The following is a 16266-nucleotide window of genomic DNA, read 5'->3' on the forward strand; positions in this document are numbered from 1 at the left end:
CCAAAGACGCCAACGGCAACAACGTCACCGGTACGCTCAATGACGCCCACGAGGTCCTCCTCGACCCCGCCGCAGGCGCGACAGGTCCCATCACTGTCACCGTGACCGACCCCAGCCTTGGCGAAGTGACCAAGCGCGTCACGCTCGGCACCACAACCACGGTCAGCGACCCGAAAACTACCGTCTACCCGGGCCGCGGCAAGCAGGCCACCGGCATTACCATCGGCCAATACCACGAGAGCCTGACCAAGGTCACCGCTAAGGACGCCAACGGCAACAACGTCACCTTCACGCTGAACGACGCCCACGAGGTCCTCCTCGATCCCGCCGCCGACGTGACAGGTCCCATCACTGTCACCGTGACCGACCCCAGCCTTGGCGAAGTGACCAAGCGCGTCACGCTCGGCACCACAACCACCGTGACCGGCAGGGCCGCCAAGCTCAACCCGACCAAGCGCTCGCAGCCGACCGGCCTGCGCGTCACCGGCGGCAAGCAGCCGACCATCAGCGCGACGTGGGAGGACGGCAAGGGCGACAGCGGGACGATCCCCGCAGGCGATATCACCGTCGACACCGACGGCAACATCTCGCTCACCCCAGGCACCAACGCCAGGGGCACCATCACGCTCACCGTCAGCGACCACTCGCTCGGCGACACGTCTCTCACCCGCGAGATCCCCGTCAGCACGCTGGCGGAGATGCACACACCAAAGGCACGCGAAGGCCACAGCGTCACAGTCGGCACCACGCTGGACGCGCGTCTGGCGCGCTTCCTGATCACCAACCTTGGCGCACTGCCGAGCGGCACGACCGCGGACTTCGCCGCCGATGAGCAGGGCGAGGCCCCGCAGGCAACCATCGCGGGTGAGAAGGCCGTCACCATCGTAGTGACCTACCCGGACGGCTCGACCGATGAGGTGGACACCGTGATCGTCGTCAAGCCGCGCCCGCTCAACCAGGTCAACGAGCCCACCACGCGCAACCTCAGCATCACTGTGGGCGACGAGCTCGACCCCCGCGACGCGATCACCAACCCGGAGGAGCTCCAGGCCGAAGCAATCGAGTTCGTCGCCAACGAAACCCCGGATACGAACACGGTCGGCACCTACCGCCCGAGCATCAAGGTCACCTACGCCGACGGCACCAGCGATGTCGTGGCGACCACGGTCACCGTGCACGAGCGTCCCTCCGACGCCAGCCTGTACCGTCCGAAGTACGACTCGCCGATCACCGTCGACAACGAGGCGCAGGTCGCGAGCAACCAGCCCTTCGACGGCCCGGCCCCGGACAAACTCAAGGCGGCCGTGCTCAAGACCCCGGCGGATGCCGTCGGCTGGACCTTCGAGATCGATAGCGACGGGGTGATTACGGCGACTGCGCCGAGCGTCGATGAGCTGGCGCAGCACTACGCCCGCCTCACCCAGGGCACCGACGTCGACTGGGACACCATCGAAACGGTGCTGCACTCGGTGGCCAAGCCCGAGGTGTACGTGGACTTTATCTACGAGGACGACTCGGTGGACTCCGAAAGCATCGTCTTCGAGCTCAACGCGCAAGACGAGCGCCCCCTGCTCGACCCGGACGGCGACGCCGACGGCGACACGCACGGCAACCGCAAGGAAGTCGAGCACCGCTCCAACCCCTTCGACCCGGAAGTCGTCCCCGAAGCACCCGCGAAGTGGGACACCAGCCGCGCCAACGAGGTCTACGCCGGCGAGTCCGTCACCGTGCCGAACACCGGCGGCATCCCCGCCCCCGGTGCCACCGTCACGGTGGAAGGCCCGGCGACCGCAACGCTTGACCAGAGCGGCGACCTGCGCATCACCGCAGACGAGGACGCTGAGCCCGGCACCGCCATCACCGTGACCATCAAGAACGCCGAGGGCAAGTACCTCGGCGCGGCCCGGGTGACGGTGAAGGAGGACCTGCGCTCGCCGACGCAGAAGCACATCCCCTCCTACGGCAAGGACACCGTGCGCATCAAGCCGAGCCGCAAGGCCGCCTCGCCGAACCCCTACGGCGACAAGCAGATGCCGGAGGGCACCGAGGTCAGCGGGGACTTCCCGGACGATGCGCCGGGCTGGACCTTCAGCACCGACGACGACGCGGTCGTCCACGCCCAGGCGCCCAGCATCGCCGACCTGGCCGCGCAGTACGCCACGCTCGGCAACGCGGAGAAGCGCGATTGGGACAAGCTCGTCGCCGCGCTGCGGCCAACCCTCACGCCCGAGGCGGACGTGCGCTTCGCCTACCCCGACGGCTCGGGCTACATTGCCAGCGTCACCTTCGAGATGTTCGACCAGTCCGAGATCTCGCTGCTCTCGCCCGCCGGCGACGCCGACGGCGACGGGATCACCAACGCCCAGGAGGCCTTCAACGGCTCCAACCCGTTCGTCCACGACTCAGCCAAGCCGAGCTGGGACTTCACGCCTGACGACGGCCCGCTCATCCCAGGCGGTCGCATCAGCCTGCCCAACCGCGGCGGCTTCGCGCCCGAGGATCTGATCGTCGACGTCGACGGCCCTGCCGACGGCAGCATCGACGACGGCGGCAACCTCATCATCGTCGTCGAGGAGCGGGCCATCCCGGGCGAGAAAGTCACCGCGAACGTCAAGGACAGGGTGGGCGACCTGGTGGATTCCGTCACCATCCCGATCTCCCCGAAGGCCGGTGCCGCCCCGCAGCTCGACTACAGCCGCTGCCTAGCCGCGGGCGTGGGCTTCGGCGTGCCGCTGCTCGCGCTGATCCCGCTCGGCATCGCCACCCAGACCGCGATCCCGGGCCTAAGCGATGTGGCCGACCAGATCGCCCGCCAGCTGGAGGACGCGAACGCGCAACTGCAGCAGCAGTTGGGCATTCTCAACCCTGCGCTGGCTAAGCAGGCGTCCGAGATCAACGCGCAGCTGCGCAAGGCACGGCTGAATCTGGCTAGCGTGGCGGCGGGGCTCGCGCTCGTCGCGGCGGGGATCACCGCGGGCGTCATCATTTACGACGCTTGCACCCCCGCCGAGCCCGGCAGCTCGGACCGCTAGACGCTGGCGTAGAACAGTTCCGCCTGCCCGCCCTCCCGGGCGCGGAACTCGGGCCGCGGGTCGCTCGCGGGGATCCACACGGCCTCGCCGGGGCGCAGGATGCACTGACCGCTACCGATGGCCTCGCCTGCCGTGCACAGCACGATCGCGGGCCCGTCGGTGTTCACCTTCAGCGTCGCCTCGCCCGCGAGCCGGTGGCGGCCGAGCCGGAAGTCCTCGATCGGCAGGATGAATTCCTCGCCGGTCTCGCTTGTCGACGTCTCCGGACGCGGCGACGTCAGCGCGTGAAACTTCAGCACCCGCACCAGCTCCGGCACATCAACGTGCTTGGAGGTCAGGCCGCCGCGCAGCACGTTGTCCGAGTTCGCCATGATCTCCACGCCCAGCCCGTGCTGGTAGGCGTGCAGCTGCCCGGCGTCCAGGTAGAGCGCCTCGCCGGGATGCAGGTTGAAGTAGTTGAGCAGCAGCGCCGCCAGCGCGCCAATGTCGCCCGGGTAGGCCTCGACCAGCTCGAGGTACATGGTGAGCACCTCGCGCATCCACTCCTCGAGCTCGCCCTGCACGACCTCGCGGGCCCGCTGCTCGACTTCTTCCACGAGCGCCACCGCCGCCTTGCGTGGCAGCGAAATCAGCGTGGTGAACAGCGCGCGCAGGCTCGCCTCTTCGTCCGCCGGGTCCACCATCGCGGTGTAGCGGTTGAGCCCCGGGGCGTCGAGCACCGCGAGTAGCTCCGCAGTGCGCGAAAAGGGGCGGAAGCCCGCCAGCGCCTGGAAGGGAGTCAGCGCCACGATCAGTTCGGGCTTATGGTTCGGGTCCTTGTAGTTGCGCCGCGGGTCGTGCAGGTCCAGCCCGCCGTCTTCCTCCCGCTGGAAACCGGCGAGCGCCTGCTCCTTCGACGGGTGTGCCTGCAGGGACAGCGGGGCCCCGGCCGCCAGCAGCTTGACCAAAAACGGCAGCTGCTCGCCGAATTTCTCGACGACACGCTCCCCCAGCGCCCCGCGCGGATCGGCAGCAATGAGCTCGTCGAGACCGCGGCCGTCGATAGTCGACGGGGCGGCCGGGTGCGCGCCGAACCACAGCTCCGCCTCCGGGGTGGGTGCGGGCGAGGCGGTGCCGCGCAGGTCTGCAAGCAGCGTGCGCGAGCCCCAGGTGTAGGTACGCAGGGCGCCCTTGAGGTGCTCCATCGGTGGTCGTGCCTCGTTTCTGTCGTTGTTCTCTTCTCGGCGCACAGCGCCTAACGGCCTAGAGCGCCGGGTCGTCGAGCGCGGTCACGGCGTACGCGCGCGCCAGCAGTCGCAGCGCCGCGGCAGCCTCGCCCAATTCCTGCGAGGCGACGGTTTCGGCGCGCGTATTGGGCCCGGCCAACGCGTTGGCGTCCGGCTGCGCCCAGCAAACGACCTTCAAGGGTACCAGTTCCACCGGCCCATCAAGGAATGGATCGTGGAAGAGGTCATCGGTGGCCGCACGCGAGCCGCGGGCCAATTCGAGGGCTTGCGGCAGCTCAGACGCACTAACGACGCCGCTGGCCAGCCCGCGGCACGACCACAGCGTCGCCACGAGTTCCGCGAGCGCCTCCCCATGGCGCGTCACCCCTGTGTGGACCACGCGCGCGTCCCGGATGAAGGCGCGCAGCTGGCGGGCTGCGTTGACGTCCTCGTCGCGCTCCGGCGAGACCGCGGTCAGCTCGGCGTCGAGCTCGTCCGCGAACACCCGGTAGCGCTGGGCAACCGCTTCGACGTCCAGATCGCGCGCGGTGAGCACGTCGAGCACCGCGGCAACCACCGCGATCGTGCGCGCGGGCGAGGGACCCATCGCCGTCGGCAGGGCGGGCACGACCACAGTCGAGCGCGGCGCCTCGTCCACGATCGGGCCGCGCGCGGGCCCTGCCAGCACCGTTTCAGCACCGCGCTGGGCGGCAGTCGTCAGCGCGCGCAGGTCGGCCTCGCGGTCAGCCGCATCGCCGACCACCACGACCACATCGAGCGCGCCCACGTACCCCGGCAGCGTGTCAGTGACGACCACCGGCAGCGGCAGCGGCTCGCGGACCTGCGTTACTGCCCGGGCGGCAGCGCGCGCGATCTGGTCGGTTGCCAGCACGACCAGGCTGCGGGGGTTGAGACCGTGGAGATTGGCGAGGGGCTCGATGGCGTCGATAATCGCCCTGACCTGCGCGCCCTCGTGGGCGATGTCGAAGAAACGGACGGTCTCGCGGTCGTAGTGGCCGGCACCCTCGTAGTAGTCGCTCATACCCCGCAATCTTACGCAGCGCGGATGATTCCCAGGATCTCCTCGACTAACTCCTCAACTTCTCCCACCGTTTCCGCCTCAACGTTCAGGCGCAGCAGCGGCTCCGTGTTGGAGGCGCGCACGTTGAACCACGCCTTGGTGCCGTTCAGCCACACGGTTACCCCGTCGAGCCGGTCGAGCTTTTCGGTGCGGTCCGCAAACGCGTCGATGACGCGCTGGGTCGTCGCGTCCTGGTCCGCCACCTCGGAGTTGATCTCGCCGGAGGCCGCATACCGGTTGTACTCGGCCATCAGCTCGCTCAGCGGCGCGTCCTGTTCCGCAAGCGCCGCGAGTACGTGCAGCGCCGCGACCAGGCCCGAGTCGGCGTTGAAGAAGTCGGCGAAGTAGTAGTGCGCGGAGTGCTCGCCGCCAAAAACCGCGCCCGTGCGCGCCATCTCGGCCTTGATGTAGGAGTGCCCGACGCGCGTGCGCACCGGGGTACCGCCGTGCTCAGCGATGATCTCCGGCACCGCCTGCGAGGTAATCAGGTTGTGGATAATCGTCGCACCCGGGTGCGTCGCAAGTGTGCGTCGCGCGATCAGTGCGCTTATCGACGACGCACTCACCGGCTCCCCACGCTCATCCACCACAAAACAACGATCCGCATCCCCGTCGAAAGCCAGGCCGATGTCCGCGCCCTGCTCAACGGTGAACTTCTGCAGGTCCACCAGGTTCTTCGGGTCGAGCGGGTTCGCCTCGTGGTTGGGGAAGGTGCCGTCGAGCTCGAAGTAGAGCGGGCGGATATCCATGTCGCCGAGCACCGCGGGTACGGTCAGCCCGGCCATGCCGTTGGCGGCGTCGACGGCGACGACGAGAGGGCGGCGCGTGGGGACGTCGACAAGCGAGCGCAGGAAGGCCGCGTAGTCGTCGAGCACGTCCTTCTCGGTGATGGTGCCGGGGGTGGCGTCGGTGGCCGGGACGCCGTCGAGAAGCATGCGGGCGATCTCGGCGAGGCCGGTGTCCGTGGAGACCGGGGTCGCGCCCGCGCGGCACAGCTTGATGCCGTTGTACTTGGCCGGGTTGTGGGAAGCGGTGAACATCGCGCCCGCGCAGTTCAGCGTGCCGGCGGCGAAGTAGAGCTCGTCCGTGCTGGTCAGGCCGAGCGCGAGCACGTCGAGGCCCTGCTCGCTCGCCCCTTCAGCGAAGGCCTGCGCAAGCTCCGGCGACGACGGGCGCATGTCGTAGCCCACCGCGATCGTGGTCTCCCCCTCGCCGCGCAGGATGTGGGCGAAGGCGGCGCCGACGGTGCGGACGAAGTCGGCGTCGATCGTCTCGCCGACCACGCCGCGGACGTCGTACGCCTTGATGACGTTCTTCAGAGAAGCTTCCGTATGTGCAATTGCCATGCGCGATAGTCTACGCGCAGGCTACTCCTGCCCAGTATCCGACGCTGTATCCGGCGCAGTGTCCGGCACCACGCGCAAGTGGGCGCGGCGCTGCGCCTTGTGCGCCGCGACGTGCGCCTCGATCCGCTTCGTGCGGTGCACCGGGTGGTTCGAGGTGGCCGGGTCGTTGAAGTCGTGGGACGCGGAGTACTCGATCGGGTCGGCGGACGTGTCGACCAGGCCGGTGGTCACGCGGCCTGCCTCGCGCACCGCCTCCGCAAGCGCGGTGAGTTCGGACTCGTCCAGGTCGTCAAAGTTCCCCTCCTCCGGCTCGTCGTGCTCAGTGTCTTCCTCGATGTCAACCTGCTCAACGCGCACCATGTCCCACCCCACCGGCGCGGTGATGTGCGCGGAGTGCTTCTCGCACAGGTCCCAGGCGTGCGGGTCCTTCTCCACGGCGAGCGGGCCGATCACGGCTGTAGATTCCGCGTAGGCATAGATCAGGGTGGCCACGGCGGGGCGACCGCAACCAGGACGACAGCAACGACGGAATGTATTCACGCCGCCCAAGTCTAAACCCCTCCTTGAGGTTTGTGAAGTGCAACGCGGCGCGCCCCTCCGAAACCGCGCCGCGCGCCCCTAGGATGTGGGCCTATGAGAGGTTCTTCCCCGCTGCACCTGCGCACCGCCCGCGACCGCCACGGCCGCGGCCCGCAGGGCCCGCTGCTGCCTGTGGGCGTGCCGCGCTACCGCACGCGCTCGAGCGCCTTCGACCAGCTCGTGCTGGAGACCTATGCGCCGCTGCACAACGCGTACGCGGAGCAGCTGGCCGGGGTAGACCTCGCCGTCGACACCATTCCGCGGATGCGGCTGCGCGCCGACATGAGCATGCTTCCCGACGAGGTGGTCGCCGAAGGGCCCGTCCCCCTCGGCCGCGTCCTGCCCGCCGGCGTAGACCGCCACGGGGCCCCGACCCGCCCCCGACTGGTCGTCTTCCGCCGCCCCATCGAGCGCCGGGCCAAGACAGCACAAGAGCAGTCAGAACTTCTGAACTGGGTCCTGACTGCTCTTGTAGCAAACTATCTCAACTTGGATCCGCGCGATATCGACGACGCGTTTCCGTTCTAGCCGATCTGCTTCTTCAAACGGCGGCGCTCTCGGTCAGAGAGCCCGCCCCAGATGCCGAAGCGTTCGTCGTGCTCCAGCGCGTATTCCAGGCACTCGTCGCGCACGGCGCAGGCCTTACAGATGCGCTTGGCCTCCCTGGTAGATCCGCCCTTGTCCGGGAAGAATGCGTCCGGATCAGTCTGCGCGCACAGCGCTTGGTCCTGCCACTCCTTCTCGACAGCGCCAAACAACTCCTCGAGGGTCATGCCGTCCGCGGTCGCGCCACGGACGTTGGCGTTATTTGCCTTATTTTCCACGCCTCCCCCTCCTTCCGTTGTTGTCGTACCTGTAGCGTGCTCATCAACTCACGTCGATGTGATTACACAAGCGATTACACACCGAAGCACTAAATAGCCGCAACATAATCCGGCAACTCGTGGGCGACTTCTTCGCATTGCCCACGTCGTTCGCCACTCCAGTCACATTCGTCACATAGCCGACGTGCCGGGGGTGATTCGCGGGGGTACTACATATGGTAGGCACCCCGCCCGCGGGTAACTAATTGCGCAAAACCGCGTGTCGCTCCCCCGCCTTTAAGCGTCGGGCGAGAAGCGAATGCCGGAATCCGGAATGTTCACCCCGGGCCACAGACGCATGCCCGCTTGCAGCTCGCAGCGCGCGCCAACCTGCACACCCTCACCGATCACACAGTCCACGATCCGCGCGTTCGCACCAATCCGCGCCCCGGAGGCGACAATCGAATTGCGCACCACCGCGCCCGGCTCGATCGTCACCCCGTCGAAGACCACGGAGGCGTCGATGCGCGAGCCCGCACCAATCTCCGTGCCGCGCCCCACGGCCGTGCCACCGATCAGGATCACGCCGCCGGCCACCCCGGCAGACTCGTCCACGAACGACTCGCCCGTGCGCCCCTCCAGCAGCGGCGAGTACGCGATCCCGCGCACCAAATCAGAGGAGCCTTCCACGAAGTCGTCCGGGCGACCCATGTCGCGCCAGTAGGAGGAGTCGACGTGGCCGACCACTTTCGCGCCGTCGGCAAGCAAGCCCGGGAAGACCTCGCGCTCCACCGACACCACGCGACCAGCCGGAATCTGATCGATCACCTCGCGCTTGAACACGTAGCAACCCGCGTTGATCTGATCGGTCGGCGGGTCCTCCGTCTTCTCCAAGAACGCCTCGACGTTGCCGTCCGCGTCCGTCGGCACCGAGCCGAACGCGCGCGGGTCCGGCACGCGCACCAGGTGCAGCGTGACGTCCGCATTGTGCTGTGCGTGCGTCGCCAGAATCGCGCTCAAGTCTGCGCCCGAGAGCACGTCACCGTTGAACACCATCGCGTTGTCGTAGCGCAGCTTGTCCGCCACGTTGCGGATCGCGCCACCGGTGCCCAGTGCTTCTTCCTCCACGACGTACTCGATCTCCAGCCCGAAGTCCGCTCCGTTACCGAAGTACTCCTCAAACACTTCCGCCTTGTACGAGGTGCCCAGCACCACGTGCCGCATGCCTGCCGCCTTGATCCGCGCCAGCAGGTGGCTCAAGAACGGGTAACCGGCCGTCGGCAGCATCGGCTTCGGCGTGTTGACCGTCAGCGGGCGCAGGCGCGTCCCGCGACCACCAACCAGGATGACCGCGTCCGTATTCTCCGGGTGCGCTTCAACGTGTTCCATGGTTGTACCTCTTACTTCGCTTCCGTTTTCTGTGCCGCACGCGAGCGCAACTGCAGCGCGCTTCGCAGTTGCAACCCCAGCCACAAGCACCACCGCAGCGGCGCCTGCCACCACCTCGGGTGCCGATCCCGCTGGAACCTGTACGCCGACACATGGTGCGCCGGCACGGTGACCCGCCGGTGCTTGTGCGCCACGTGCCCCTGGTCGTGCAAAATTATCGACGACGGGCAGTACAAATTACTCCCCCCTGCCCGCGTCAACCGATCGCCGAAGTCAATGTCCTCCAAGTACATGAAGTAGCGCTCGTCGAAGCCGCCGATCTCATCGAAAGCCTCCCAGCGAACCAGCAGGCACGCGCCGGAAAGCCAGCCCGCCTCGCGCTGCACATCCATATCCGCCCCGGCCATGTAGGTGGCGCTGAAGGGGTTGGACGGCCAGACGTCGAAAAGCAGGGCATGCCCGATGCCCACCGCAAGCCCCGGCACCTGGCGGGCGCTGGGGTACGCCGAGCCGTCCGCCTCCTCGATCCGCGGGCCGACCGCACCCGCGCGCGGCGTCGCGCGCAGGCAGCGCAGCAGCTCATCGACGCTGCCCGGCTGGAACTGCACATCCGGGTTGACCACCAGGAACGCCTCCGGGTCGATCTCCCCGCTCGCCCGTCGCGGACCCAGCGCGCGCGCCGCCGCATTGATCGCCGCGCCGTAGCCGATGTTGCCGCCGGTGGGGAGAAACTCGACGTGCGCAAAACGCTCGGCGGCAGCCTGGGGCGCGCCGTCGGTCGAGCCGTTGTCCGCGCACACCAGCACCACGTCGCGGCCGGTCGCCTGCTCCAGCGAGCCCACAAGCTGCGCCAAATGCTCGCCCGGCGAAAACGTCACCGTGACCACGGCCAAAGCTGGTTGGCGTCTTCCTTCGTCGTTTCTCACAATGCGCTCAGCATACCGACTGCCGCGCCGAAACCCGGGTACGGCGCACGGAGGCGCGCGGGTAAAACGGGCGCCATGCCGTATAATGCTGCCCGTGAATGACAACCCCAGGCGCGCCCGAGACATCCAGCCAGCCCCCTCCCGTGCGAGGGATCTGAAGCAGTCGGGCCACCCCGTGGTCAAGGGGGTGCTTGCGGCCGCCTCCGCCGCTGCGCTGGTGCTTTCCGGCGTGGGCTACTTCACCATCGGCCAGCTCGACAGCCAGCTGTCCGCCTCCGAGCTGAACATCGGCGGCAAGAAGAGCAAGAAGGAGGAGGTGCTCGACGGGGCGGTCGACATCCTGCTCGTCGGCTCCGACTCGCGCACGGACGCGCAGGGCAATCCGCTGTCTGAAGACGAGCTTGCGCGCCTGAACGCGGGCGAGGCCGACGGCGAGATCAACACGGACACCATCATGATCGTGCGCGTGCCCGAGGACGGCTCGCGCGCGACCGCCATCTCGATCCCGCGCGACACCTACATCCACACGGATGACTACGGCAACATGAAGATCAACGGCGTCTACGCGGCGCACGCGGGCGAGAAGCGCGAGCAGTTGCTTGCCGACGGCGCCACCGAGGACGCCCAGCTCGAACAGCAAGTCGCGCGCGCGGGCCAGGAGGGGCTCATCGACGCGGTGGCGGACCTCACCGGCGTGGAGGTCGACCACTTCGCACAGGTCGGCCTGTTGGGCTTCGTGCTGCTTACCGACGCCGTCGGCGGCGTCGACGTCTGCCTCAACGCCGCCGTCAACGAGCCGCTCTCCGGCGCGAACTTCCCCGCTGGTGAGCAAACCCTCGACGGCACGCAGGCGCTGTCGTTCGTGCGCCAGCGCCACGACCTGCCGCGCGGCGACCTGGACCGCATCGTGCGCCAGCAGGCGTACATGGCGTCCCTGGTGCAGAAGATCCTGTCGGCCGGCACTCTGACCAACCCGGCGACCCTGCGCGAGCTGTCGAACGCGGCAGAGCGCTCCGTCACCCTGGACCGTGGCTGGGACGTCGTGCGCTTCGCGCAGCAGATGTCGGGCCTGGGCGGTGGCAACGTCACGTTCACGACGATCCCGGTGACGTCGGTAAACGGCGTGGGCGACTACGGCGAGTCCATCGTCACCGTCGACCCCGGCCAGGTGCAGCGCTTCATGGAGAAAGTCGTCGAGCCCGAGGAGGAAACGCCGGCCAGCGAGACTGAAGAGCACAGCCATGAGGGCACCGCAGCCGGGTTTGAGAACTTGAGCCTCTACATCCTCAACGCGGGCGCGGGCACCGGCCAGGCCGGCGCGGTCGGCGACTACCTCACCGACGAGGGCATGCGCGTCGCCGACGTCTCCAACGCCATGGACGGCGTGTATTGGGAGAGCCAGATCGTCGCCGCCAACCCGGAGGACCCGGCTGCCAAGGAGCTCGCCGAGCGCCTCGGCGGCATCCCCGTGACGTCGAACGCGAACGTGGACGCGGGCAGCCTCATCGTGGTCATCGCCGCCGACTACGCCGGCCCCGCCCTGCTGAGCCCCGAGGAGCGCGAGGAGGCGAGCTCGGATACACCGGTGGGCACACCGGGCGAAGACTTCGGCGCGGCGGAGACCGGCCCGGAGATCGACGCGGGCGGCGACGGCCCCCGCTGCGTGAACTAGCCTCCGCGTATGATCGGCGGGCATGAGCATGCTCTCGCCGCTTCTTCGCACTGACCCCGCCAGCCCGCGCCTGACCGTCTACGACGACGCCCGCGGCGCGCGCATGGAGTTCTCGGCCCAGACCTTGGACAACTGGGCCAGCAAGGTCGCCAACTTGCTCAACGAGGAATTCGAGCTGGACGCCGACGCGTCGATCGCCATCGACCTGCCGACTTCGTGGCAGTCGGCCGTCATCGCGCTCGGCGCGTACAACTCCGGCCGCACCGTGCGCTTCGCGCCCGAGCTGCTTGCCGACGCCACGCCAACCACCATCTTCACCACCGTCAAGAATGCCGCGCACTGGGCCGAGGTGCCGGACTGCGTCGTGGTCTCCGACGACCCCTTCGGCCGCGGCGTGGTCGAAGCCGGCGGCGAGCTGCCGTTCGGCACCGTCGACTTCGGCCCCACCGTGCGCTTCTACGGCGACCAGTACTTCGGCGCCTCCCCCGAGCTGGCTGACTTCGCCACCCCTGGCTTGGGGCCGCACCGGCACTGGGTGCCCGGCTGGCGCACCGCCGCCGAGTTCCGCGCCTTCGTGCTCGCCCCGCTCGCCGCAGGCGGCTCCGTCTGCGCCTCGGCCGGGCCTATTTCCGCAGACAGGCGCGCCGAAATCATGCGCATCGAGAAAGTCGACCACCTCCTCGGCGAAGAGTAATTCACTTACCCCCGTTGGTGGGCAAAACCGGAAATCCGCGTACGCGATACGGGTATGGCTTATACATTGTGGGAAACCAGTAACTACGAAAGGTTTCCGTATGCACTTCACCGCTTCCCGCAAGACTGGTGCCGCGCTGTGCGCGATCGCACTGGTCGGCGCGTCGCTCGCCGCCTGCTCGAGCGACTCCACCGAGTCCACCGAGACTGATTCCACCGCCGCAGAGTCCGGCGACACCGCCGCCGAGGGCGAGGGCCGCGGCCCGATCACCTTCGCGATGGGCCGCAACGACACGGACAAGCTCATCCCGATCATCGAGAAGTGGAACGCCGAGCACCCGGACGAGGAGGTCACGCTCAAAGAGCTCGCCGGCGAGGCGGACGACCAGCGCGACACGCTCGTGCAGTCGCTGCAGGCGGGCAACGACGATTACGACGTCATGGCGCTCGACGTGGTCTGGACCGCCGACTTCGCCGCCAACCAGTGGCTCGAGCCGCTCGAGGGCGATTACGAGGTCGACACCTCCGGCCTGCTGCAGTCCACGGTGGATTCGGCGACCTACGGCGGCAAGCTCGTCGCCCTGCCGCAGAACACCAACGGCCAGCTGCTCTTCCGCAACGCCGACATCATCGAGGAAGCGCCGGACACCTTCGACGACATCCGCAGCGCCTGCGAGGCCGTCGAGGGCGACACCGACTGCCTGACCACCCAGCTCAAGCAGTACGAGGGCCTGACCGTCAACACGCTCGGCTTCATCAACGGCTGGGGCGGCGACGTCATCGACGAGTCTGGCGAGCCCACCGTCGAGTCCGACGAGGCCAAGGCGGGCCTCCAGGCGCTTGTCGACGCCTACGCGGACGGCACCATCGCCCAGTCCTCCACCGCCGCGACGGAGGAGGAGACCAACCTCGCGTTCACCGAGGGCAAGACCGCACTGGCGATTAACTGGCCGTACATGTACGCCAACGCCGAGGAGGCGGGCCTGAACTTCGAGGTGCAGCCGCTCGTCGGCAAGGACGGCGTCGGCGTGTCCACCCTCGGCGGCTACAACAACGGCATCAACGTGAACTCGAAGCACAAGGCGACCGCCCTGGACTTCATGAAGTTCATCATCAACGAGGAGAACCAGCTCTCCCTGGCGGAGAACTCCTTCCCGCCGGTGCTCGCGTCGATTTACGACGACGAGGCGCTCGTCGAGAAGCACCCGTACCTCCCGGCCCTGAAGGAGTCCCTGGAGAACGCGAAGCCGCGCCCGGTTTCCCCGTTCTACCCTGCGATCTCTAAGGCCATCCAGGACAACGCCTACGCGGCGCTGACCTCCGGCAAGAGCGTCGACGACGCGACGAAGGACATGGCCTCTGCCATCAAGCAGGCCTCCTAGTAGCTCGCTACTTCACGCCCGCCACCGTTTACACTACGGTCGCGGGCGTTTTGCCCGTGTAGGCCCGAAACAGAACTGGAGTGTGGCTCATGACTACCGCTTCCCCCACCCGCGCGCGAAAACCGCGCGGCGACACGCGCAAAGCCGCGCTGCTCGTCACGCCGGCGCTGGCCGTGCTGGCCGTCGTCATCGGCTACCCGATCCTGCGCGCCATCTGGCTGTCCTTCCAGGCAGACAAAAAGCTCGACCCGACCACCGGCGTGTTCACCGAGGGCGGCTTCGCCGGCGTCGAGCACTACCTGTACTGGCTGACCAACCGCTGCATGACCGCCTCCGGCGAGGTCGGCTCCTGCCCGCCCGGCGTGCTCGCCACCGACTTCTGGCCGGCTGTGCGCATCACGCTGTTCTTCACCGTGGTCACCGTCCTTTTGGAGACGGTGCTCGGCATGGTGATGGCGCTGATTATGAACCACCCGTCGAAAGGCCGCGCGCTCATCCGCGCTGCCGTGCTCATCCCGTGGGCCATCCCGACCGCGGTGACGGCGAAGCTGTGGCAGTTCATGTTCGCGCCTGCGGGCATCGTCAATTCGCTGCTCGGCACCAATATCGCGTGGACGACCGACCCCACCGCCGCGCGCGCCGCCGTCATCGTCGCCGACGTGTGGAAGACGACGCCGTTTATGGCGCTGCTCATCCTCGCCGGACTGCAGATGATCCCCAAGGACGTCTACGAGGCCGCGCGTGTCGACGGTGCCTCCGCCTTCCAGTCGTTCACCCGCATCACCCTGCCGCTGGTGCGCCCAGCGCTCATGGTCGCCGTGCTCTTCCGCACTCTCGATGCGCTGCGCATGTACGACCTGCCCGTCATCATGATCTCGGGCTCCTCCAACTCGCCGACCGCCACGATCTCCCAGCTGGTTGTCGAGGACATGCGCCAAGGCAACTTCAACAGCGCCTCCGCCCTGTCCACGCTGATCTTCCTGCTCATCTTCACGGTCGCCTTCGTCATGATTCGGTTCTTGGGCGCTGATGTTGGGGGCAGGCGGGCGTCGAAAAGCAAGAAAGGCTCGCGATGAGAAAATTCTGGCACTACGCAGGCGTCATCTTCATCATGTTCTGGGGGCTCGCCCCCTTCTACTGGATGCTGATCACCGCCCTGCGCGACAAGTCGCACACCTTCGACACCACGCCGTGGCCGACGCACGTCACGCTGGAGAACTTCCGCGACGCGCTCGCCACCGACAAGGGCAACAACTTCCTCGGAGCGATCGGCAACTCGCTGCTGATCTCGCTGACCACCACCGCACTCGCCGTGCTCGTCGGCGTGTTTACCGCGTACGCGCTCGCGCGGCTCGACTTCCCCGGCAAAGGGATCGTGACCGGCATCATTCTGGCGGCGTCGATGTTCCCCGGCATCGCGCTGGTCACGCCGCTGTTCCAACTGTTCGGCGACCTTGGCTGGATCGGCACCTACCGCGCGATGATCATCCCCAACATCTCGTTCGCACTGCCACTGACCGTCTACACGCTCATCTCCTTCTTCCAGCAGCTGCCGTGGGAGCTCGAGGAGGCCGCGCGTGTCGACGGCGCAACACGCGGCCAGGCGTTCCGCCTCGTGCTACTGCCGCTGGCCGCACCCGCGATTTTCACCACCGCGATCATCGCGTTCATCACGACATGGAACGAGTTCATGCTTGCGCGCCAGCTGTCCACCACCGCGACCGAGCCCGTGACCGTGGCGATCGCGCGGTTCTCGGGGCCGAGCGCGTTCGAGTACCCCTACGCAGCGATCATGGCGGCGGGTTCGCTGGTGACGGTGCCGCTGATCATCATGGTGCTGGTGTTCCAGCGCCGCATCGTCGCAGGCCTGACCGCAGGCGGCGTGAAGGGCTAGCATGGATCAGCGTAAAGACCTGGTGTGGCAGGCCATCATCGGCTTCGTCGGCTTCTTCGCGCTGGTGGCGCTAGTGCAGGGCCTGGTCAATCTCTTTCGCGCCGAGCCCGCCATCTGGCCGGGACTGCTCGCCGGTGCTTTCGCGTTTGCCGAGTGGTGGCTGGTGCGGCGTTGGCTTGCGTGGCGCGACACGTAGGTACTTTTTATCCGGGAGGTCCTGTTGCCGGGATGTGTGCGGCCCGGGCGTGTCTTCGCGCGGGGTCG

The 16266-nt window shown here is 67.7% G+C and carries 15 protein-coding genes; 8 read left to right on the forward strand and 7 right to left on the reverse strand.

Annotation, left to right across the window (positions count from 1 at the left end):
* A partial coding sequence (locus HMPREF2990_RS10595; protein ID WP_210399983.1) for a Rib/alpha-like domain-containing protein occupies nucleotides 1–3032 on the forward strand: 3032 nt, incomplete at its 5' end.
* On the opposite strand, the gene manA is transcribed toward HMPREF2990_RS10595, so the two are convergent.
* From manA to HMPREF2990_RS10615, 4 genes are read right to left on the reverse strand one after another with little or no spacing between them, the layout of a single operon-like run.
* Nucleotides 3029–4216, reverse strand: a complete 1188-nt coding sequence (manA, locus tag HMPREF2990_RS10600; RefSeq protein WP_070764589.1) for a mannose-6-phosphate isomerase, class I — start codon at nucleotides 4214–4216, stop codon at nucleotides 3029–3031. The two genes, HMPREF2990_RS10595 and manA, sit on opposite strands and share 4 nt — an antisense overlap.
* Nucleotides 4217–4274: 58 nt before the next feature.
* Nucleotides 4275–5279 carry a hypothetical protein gene (locus tag HMPREF2990_RS10605; protein WP_070764590.1) on the reverse strand — a complete coding sequence of 335 codons (1005 nt, stop codon included), beginning with the start codon at nucleotides 5277–5279 and terminating at the stop codon, nucleotides 4275–4277.
* An 11-nt stretch (nucleotides 5280–5290) separates the two neighbouring features.
* Complete coding sequence (locus HMPREF2990_RS10610) at nucleotides 5291–6664, reverse strand: phosphomannomutase/phosphoglucomutase (protein ID WP_070764591.1); 1374 nt, start codon at nucleotides 6662–6664, stop codon at nucleotides 5291–5293.
* Nucleotides 6665–6685: 21 nt separating this feature from the next.
* Nucleotides 6686–7204: a DUF3499 domain-containing protein gene (locus HMPREF2990_RS10615; protein WP_083317160.1), complete on the reverse strand. Its 519-nt coding sequence runs from the start codon at nucleotides 7202–7204 to the stop codon at nucleotides 6686–6688.
* A 93-nt stretch (nucleotides 7205–7297) separates the two neighbouring features.
* Here HMPREF2990_RS10615 and HMPREF2990_RS10620 point away from each other — a divergent pair, with 93 nt between their 5' ends.
* Entirely contained in the window at nucleotides 7298–7771 is a 474-nt protein-coding gene (locus HMPREF2990_RS10620; RefSeq protein WP_070764593.1) for a metallopeptidase family protein, read from the forward strand.
* Here the strand turns inward: HMPREF2990_RS10620 and HMPREF2990_RS10625 are convergent.
* The 3 genes from HMPREF2990_RS10625 to HMPREF2990_RS10635 form a co-directional block, all read right to left on the reverse strand.
* On the reverse strand, nucleotides 7768–8067 hold the full coding sequence (locus HMPREF2990_RS10625; protein WP_038588811.1) for a WhiB family transcriptional regulator: 300 nt from the start codon (nucleotides 8065–8067) through the stop codon (nucleotides 7768–7770). The two genes, HMPREF2990_RS10620 and HMPREF2990_RS10625, sit on opposite strands and share 4 nt — an antisense overlap.
* A 276-nt stretch (nucleotides 8068–8343) precedes the next feature.
* Entirely contained in the window at nucleotides 8344–9435 is a 1092-nt protein-coding gene (locus HMPREF2990_RS10630) for a mannose-1-phosphate guanylyltransferase (protein ID WP_070764594.1), read from the reverse strand.
* A gap of 11 nt (nucleotides 9436–9446) precedes the next feature.
* Nucleotides 9447–10364, reverse strand: a complete 918-nt coding sequence (locus tag HMPREF2990_RS10635; protein WP_371576136.1) for a glycosyltransferase family 2 protein — start codon at nucleotides 10362–10364, stop codon at nucleotides 9447–9449.
* 82 nt (nucleotides 10365–10446) lie between these two features.
* Here HMPREF2990_RS10635 and HMPREF2990_RS10640 point away from each other — a divergent pair, with 82 nt between their 5' ends.
* From HMPREF2990_RS10640 to HMPREF2990_RS10665, 6 genes are all read left to right on the forward strand, one after another.
* Nucleotides 10447–12033 carry an LCP family protein gene (locus HMPREF2990_RS10640; RefSeq protein ID WP_083317151.1) on the forward strand — a complete coding sequence of 529 codons (1587 nt, stop codon included), beginning with the start codon at nucleotides 10447–10449 and terminating at the stop codon, nucleotides 12031–12033.
* Nucleotides 12034–12055: 22 nt separating this feature from the next.
* On the forward strand, nucleotides 12056–12727 hold the full coding sequence (locus tag HMPREF2990_RS10645; protein ID WP_070764597.1) for a TIGR03089 family protein: 672 nt from the start codon (nucleotides 12056–12058) through the stop codon (nucleotides 12725–12727).
* 100 nt (nucleotides 12728–12827) lie between these two features.
* Nucleotides 12828–14108 carry an ABC transporter substrate-binding protein gene (locus tag HMPREF2990_RS10650; RefSeq protein ID WP_070764598.1) on the forward strand — a complete coding sequence of 427 codons (1281 nt, stop codon included), beginning with the start codon at nucleotides 12828–12830 and terminating at the stop codon, nucleotides 14106–14108.
* A gap of 89 nt (nucleotides 14109–14197) precedes the next feature.
* Nucleotides 14198–15184: a carbohydrate ABC transporter permease gene (locus HMPREF2990_RS10655; RefSeq protein ID WP_070764599.1), complete on the forward strand. Its 987-nt coding sequence runs from the start codon at nucleotides 14198–14200 to the stop codon at nucleotides 15182–15184.
* Nucleotides 15181–16002: a carbohydrate ABC transporter permease gene (locus HMPREF2990_RS10660; protein WP_038588791.1), complete on the forward strand. Its 822-nt coding sequence runs from the start codon at nucleotides 15181–15183 to the stop codon at nucleotides 16000–16002. Before HMPREF2990_RS10655 ends, HMPREF2990_RS10660 begins: the two co-directional genes overlap by 4 nt.
* Before the next feature lies 1 nt (nucleotide 16003).
* Nucleotides 16004–16198: a hypothetical protein gene (locus HMPREF2990_RS10665; protein ID WP_070764600.1), complete on the forward strand. Its 195-nt coding sequence runs from the start codon at nucleotides 16004–16006 to the stop codon at nucleotides 16196–16198.
* Nucleotides 16199–16266 lie beyond the last annotated feature (68 nt).

This window comes from Corynebacterium sp. HMSC071B10 (assembly GCF_001814825.1).
In the GTDB taxonomy this organism is placed as follows: Bacteria; Actinomycetota; Actinomycetes; order Mycobacteriales; family Mycobacteriaceae; genus Corynebacterium.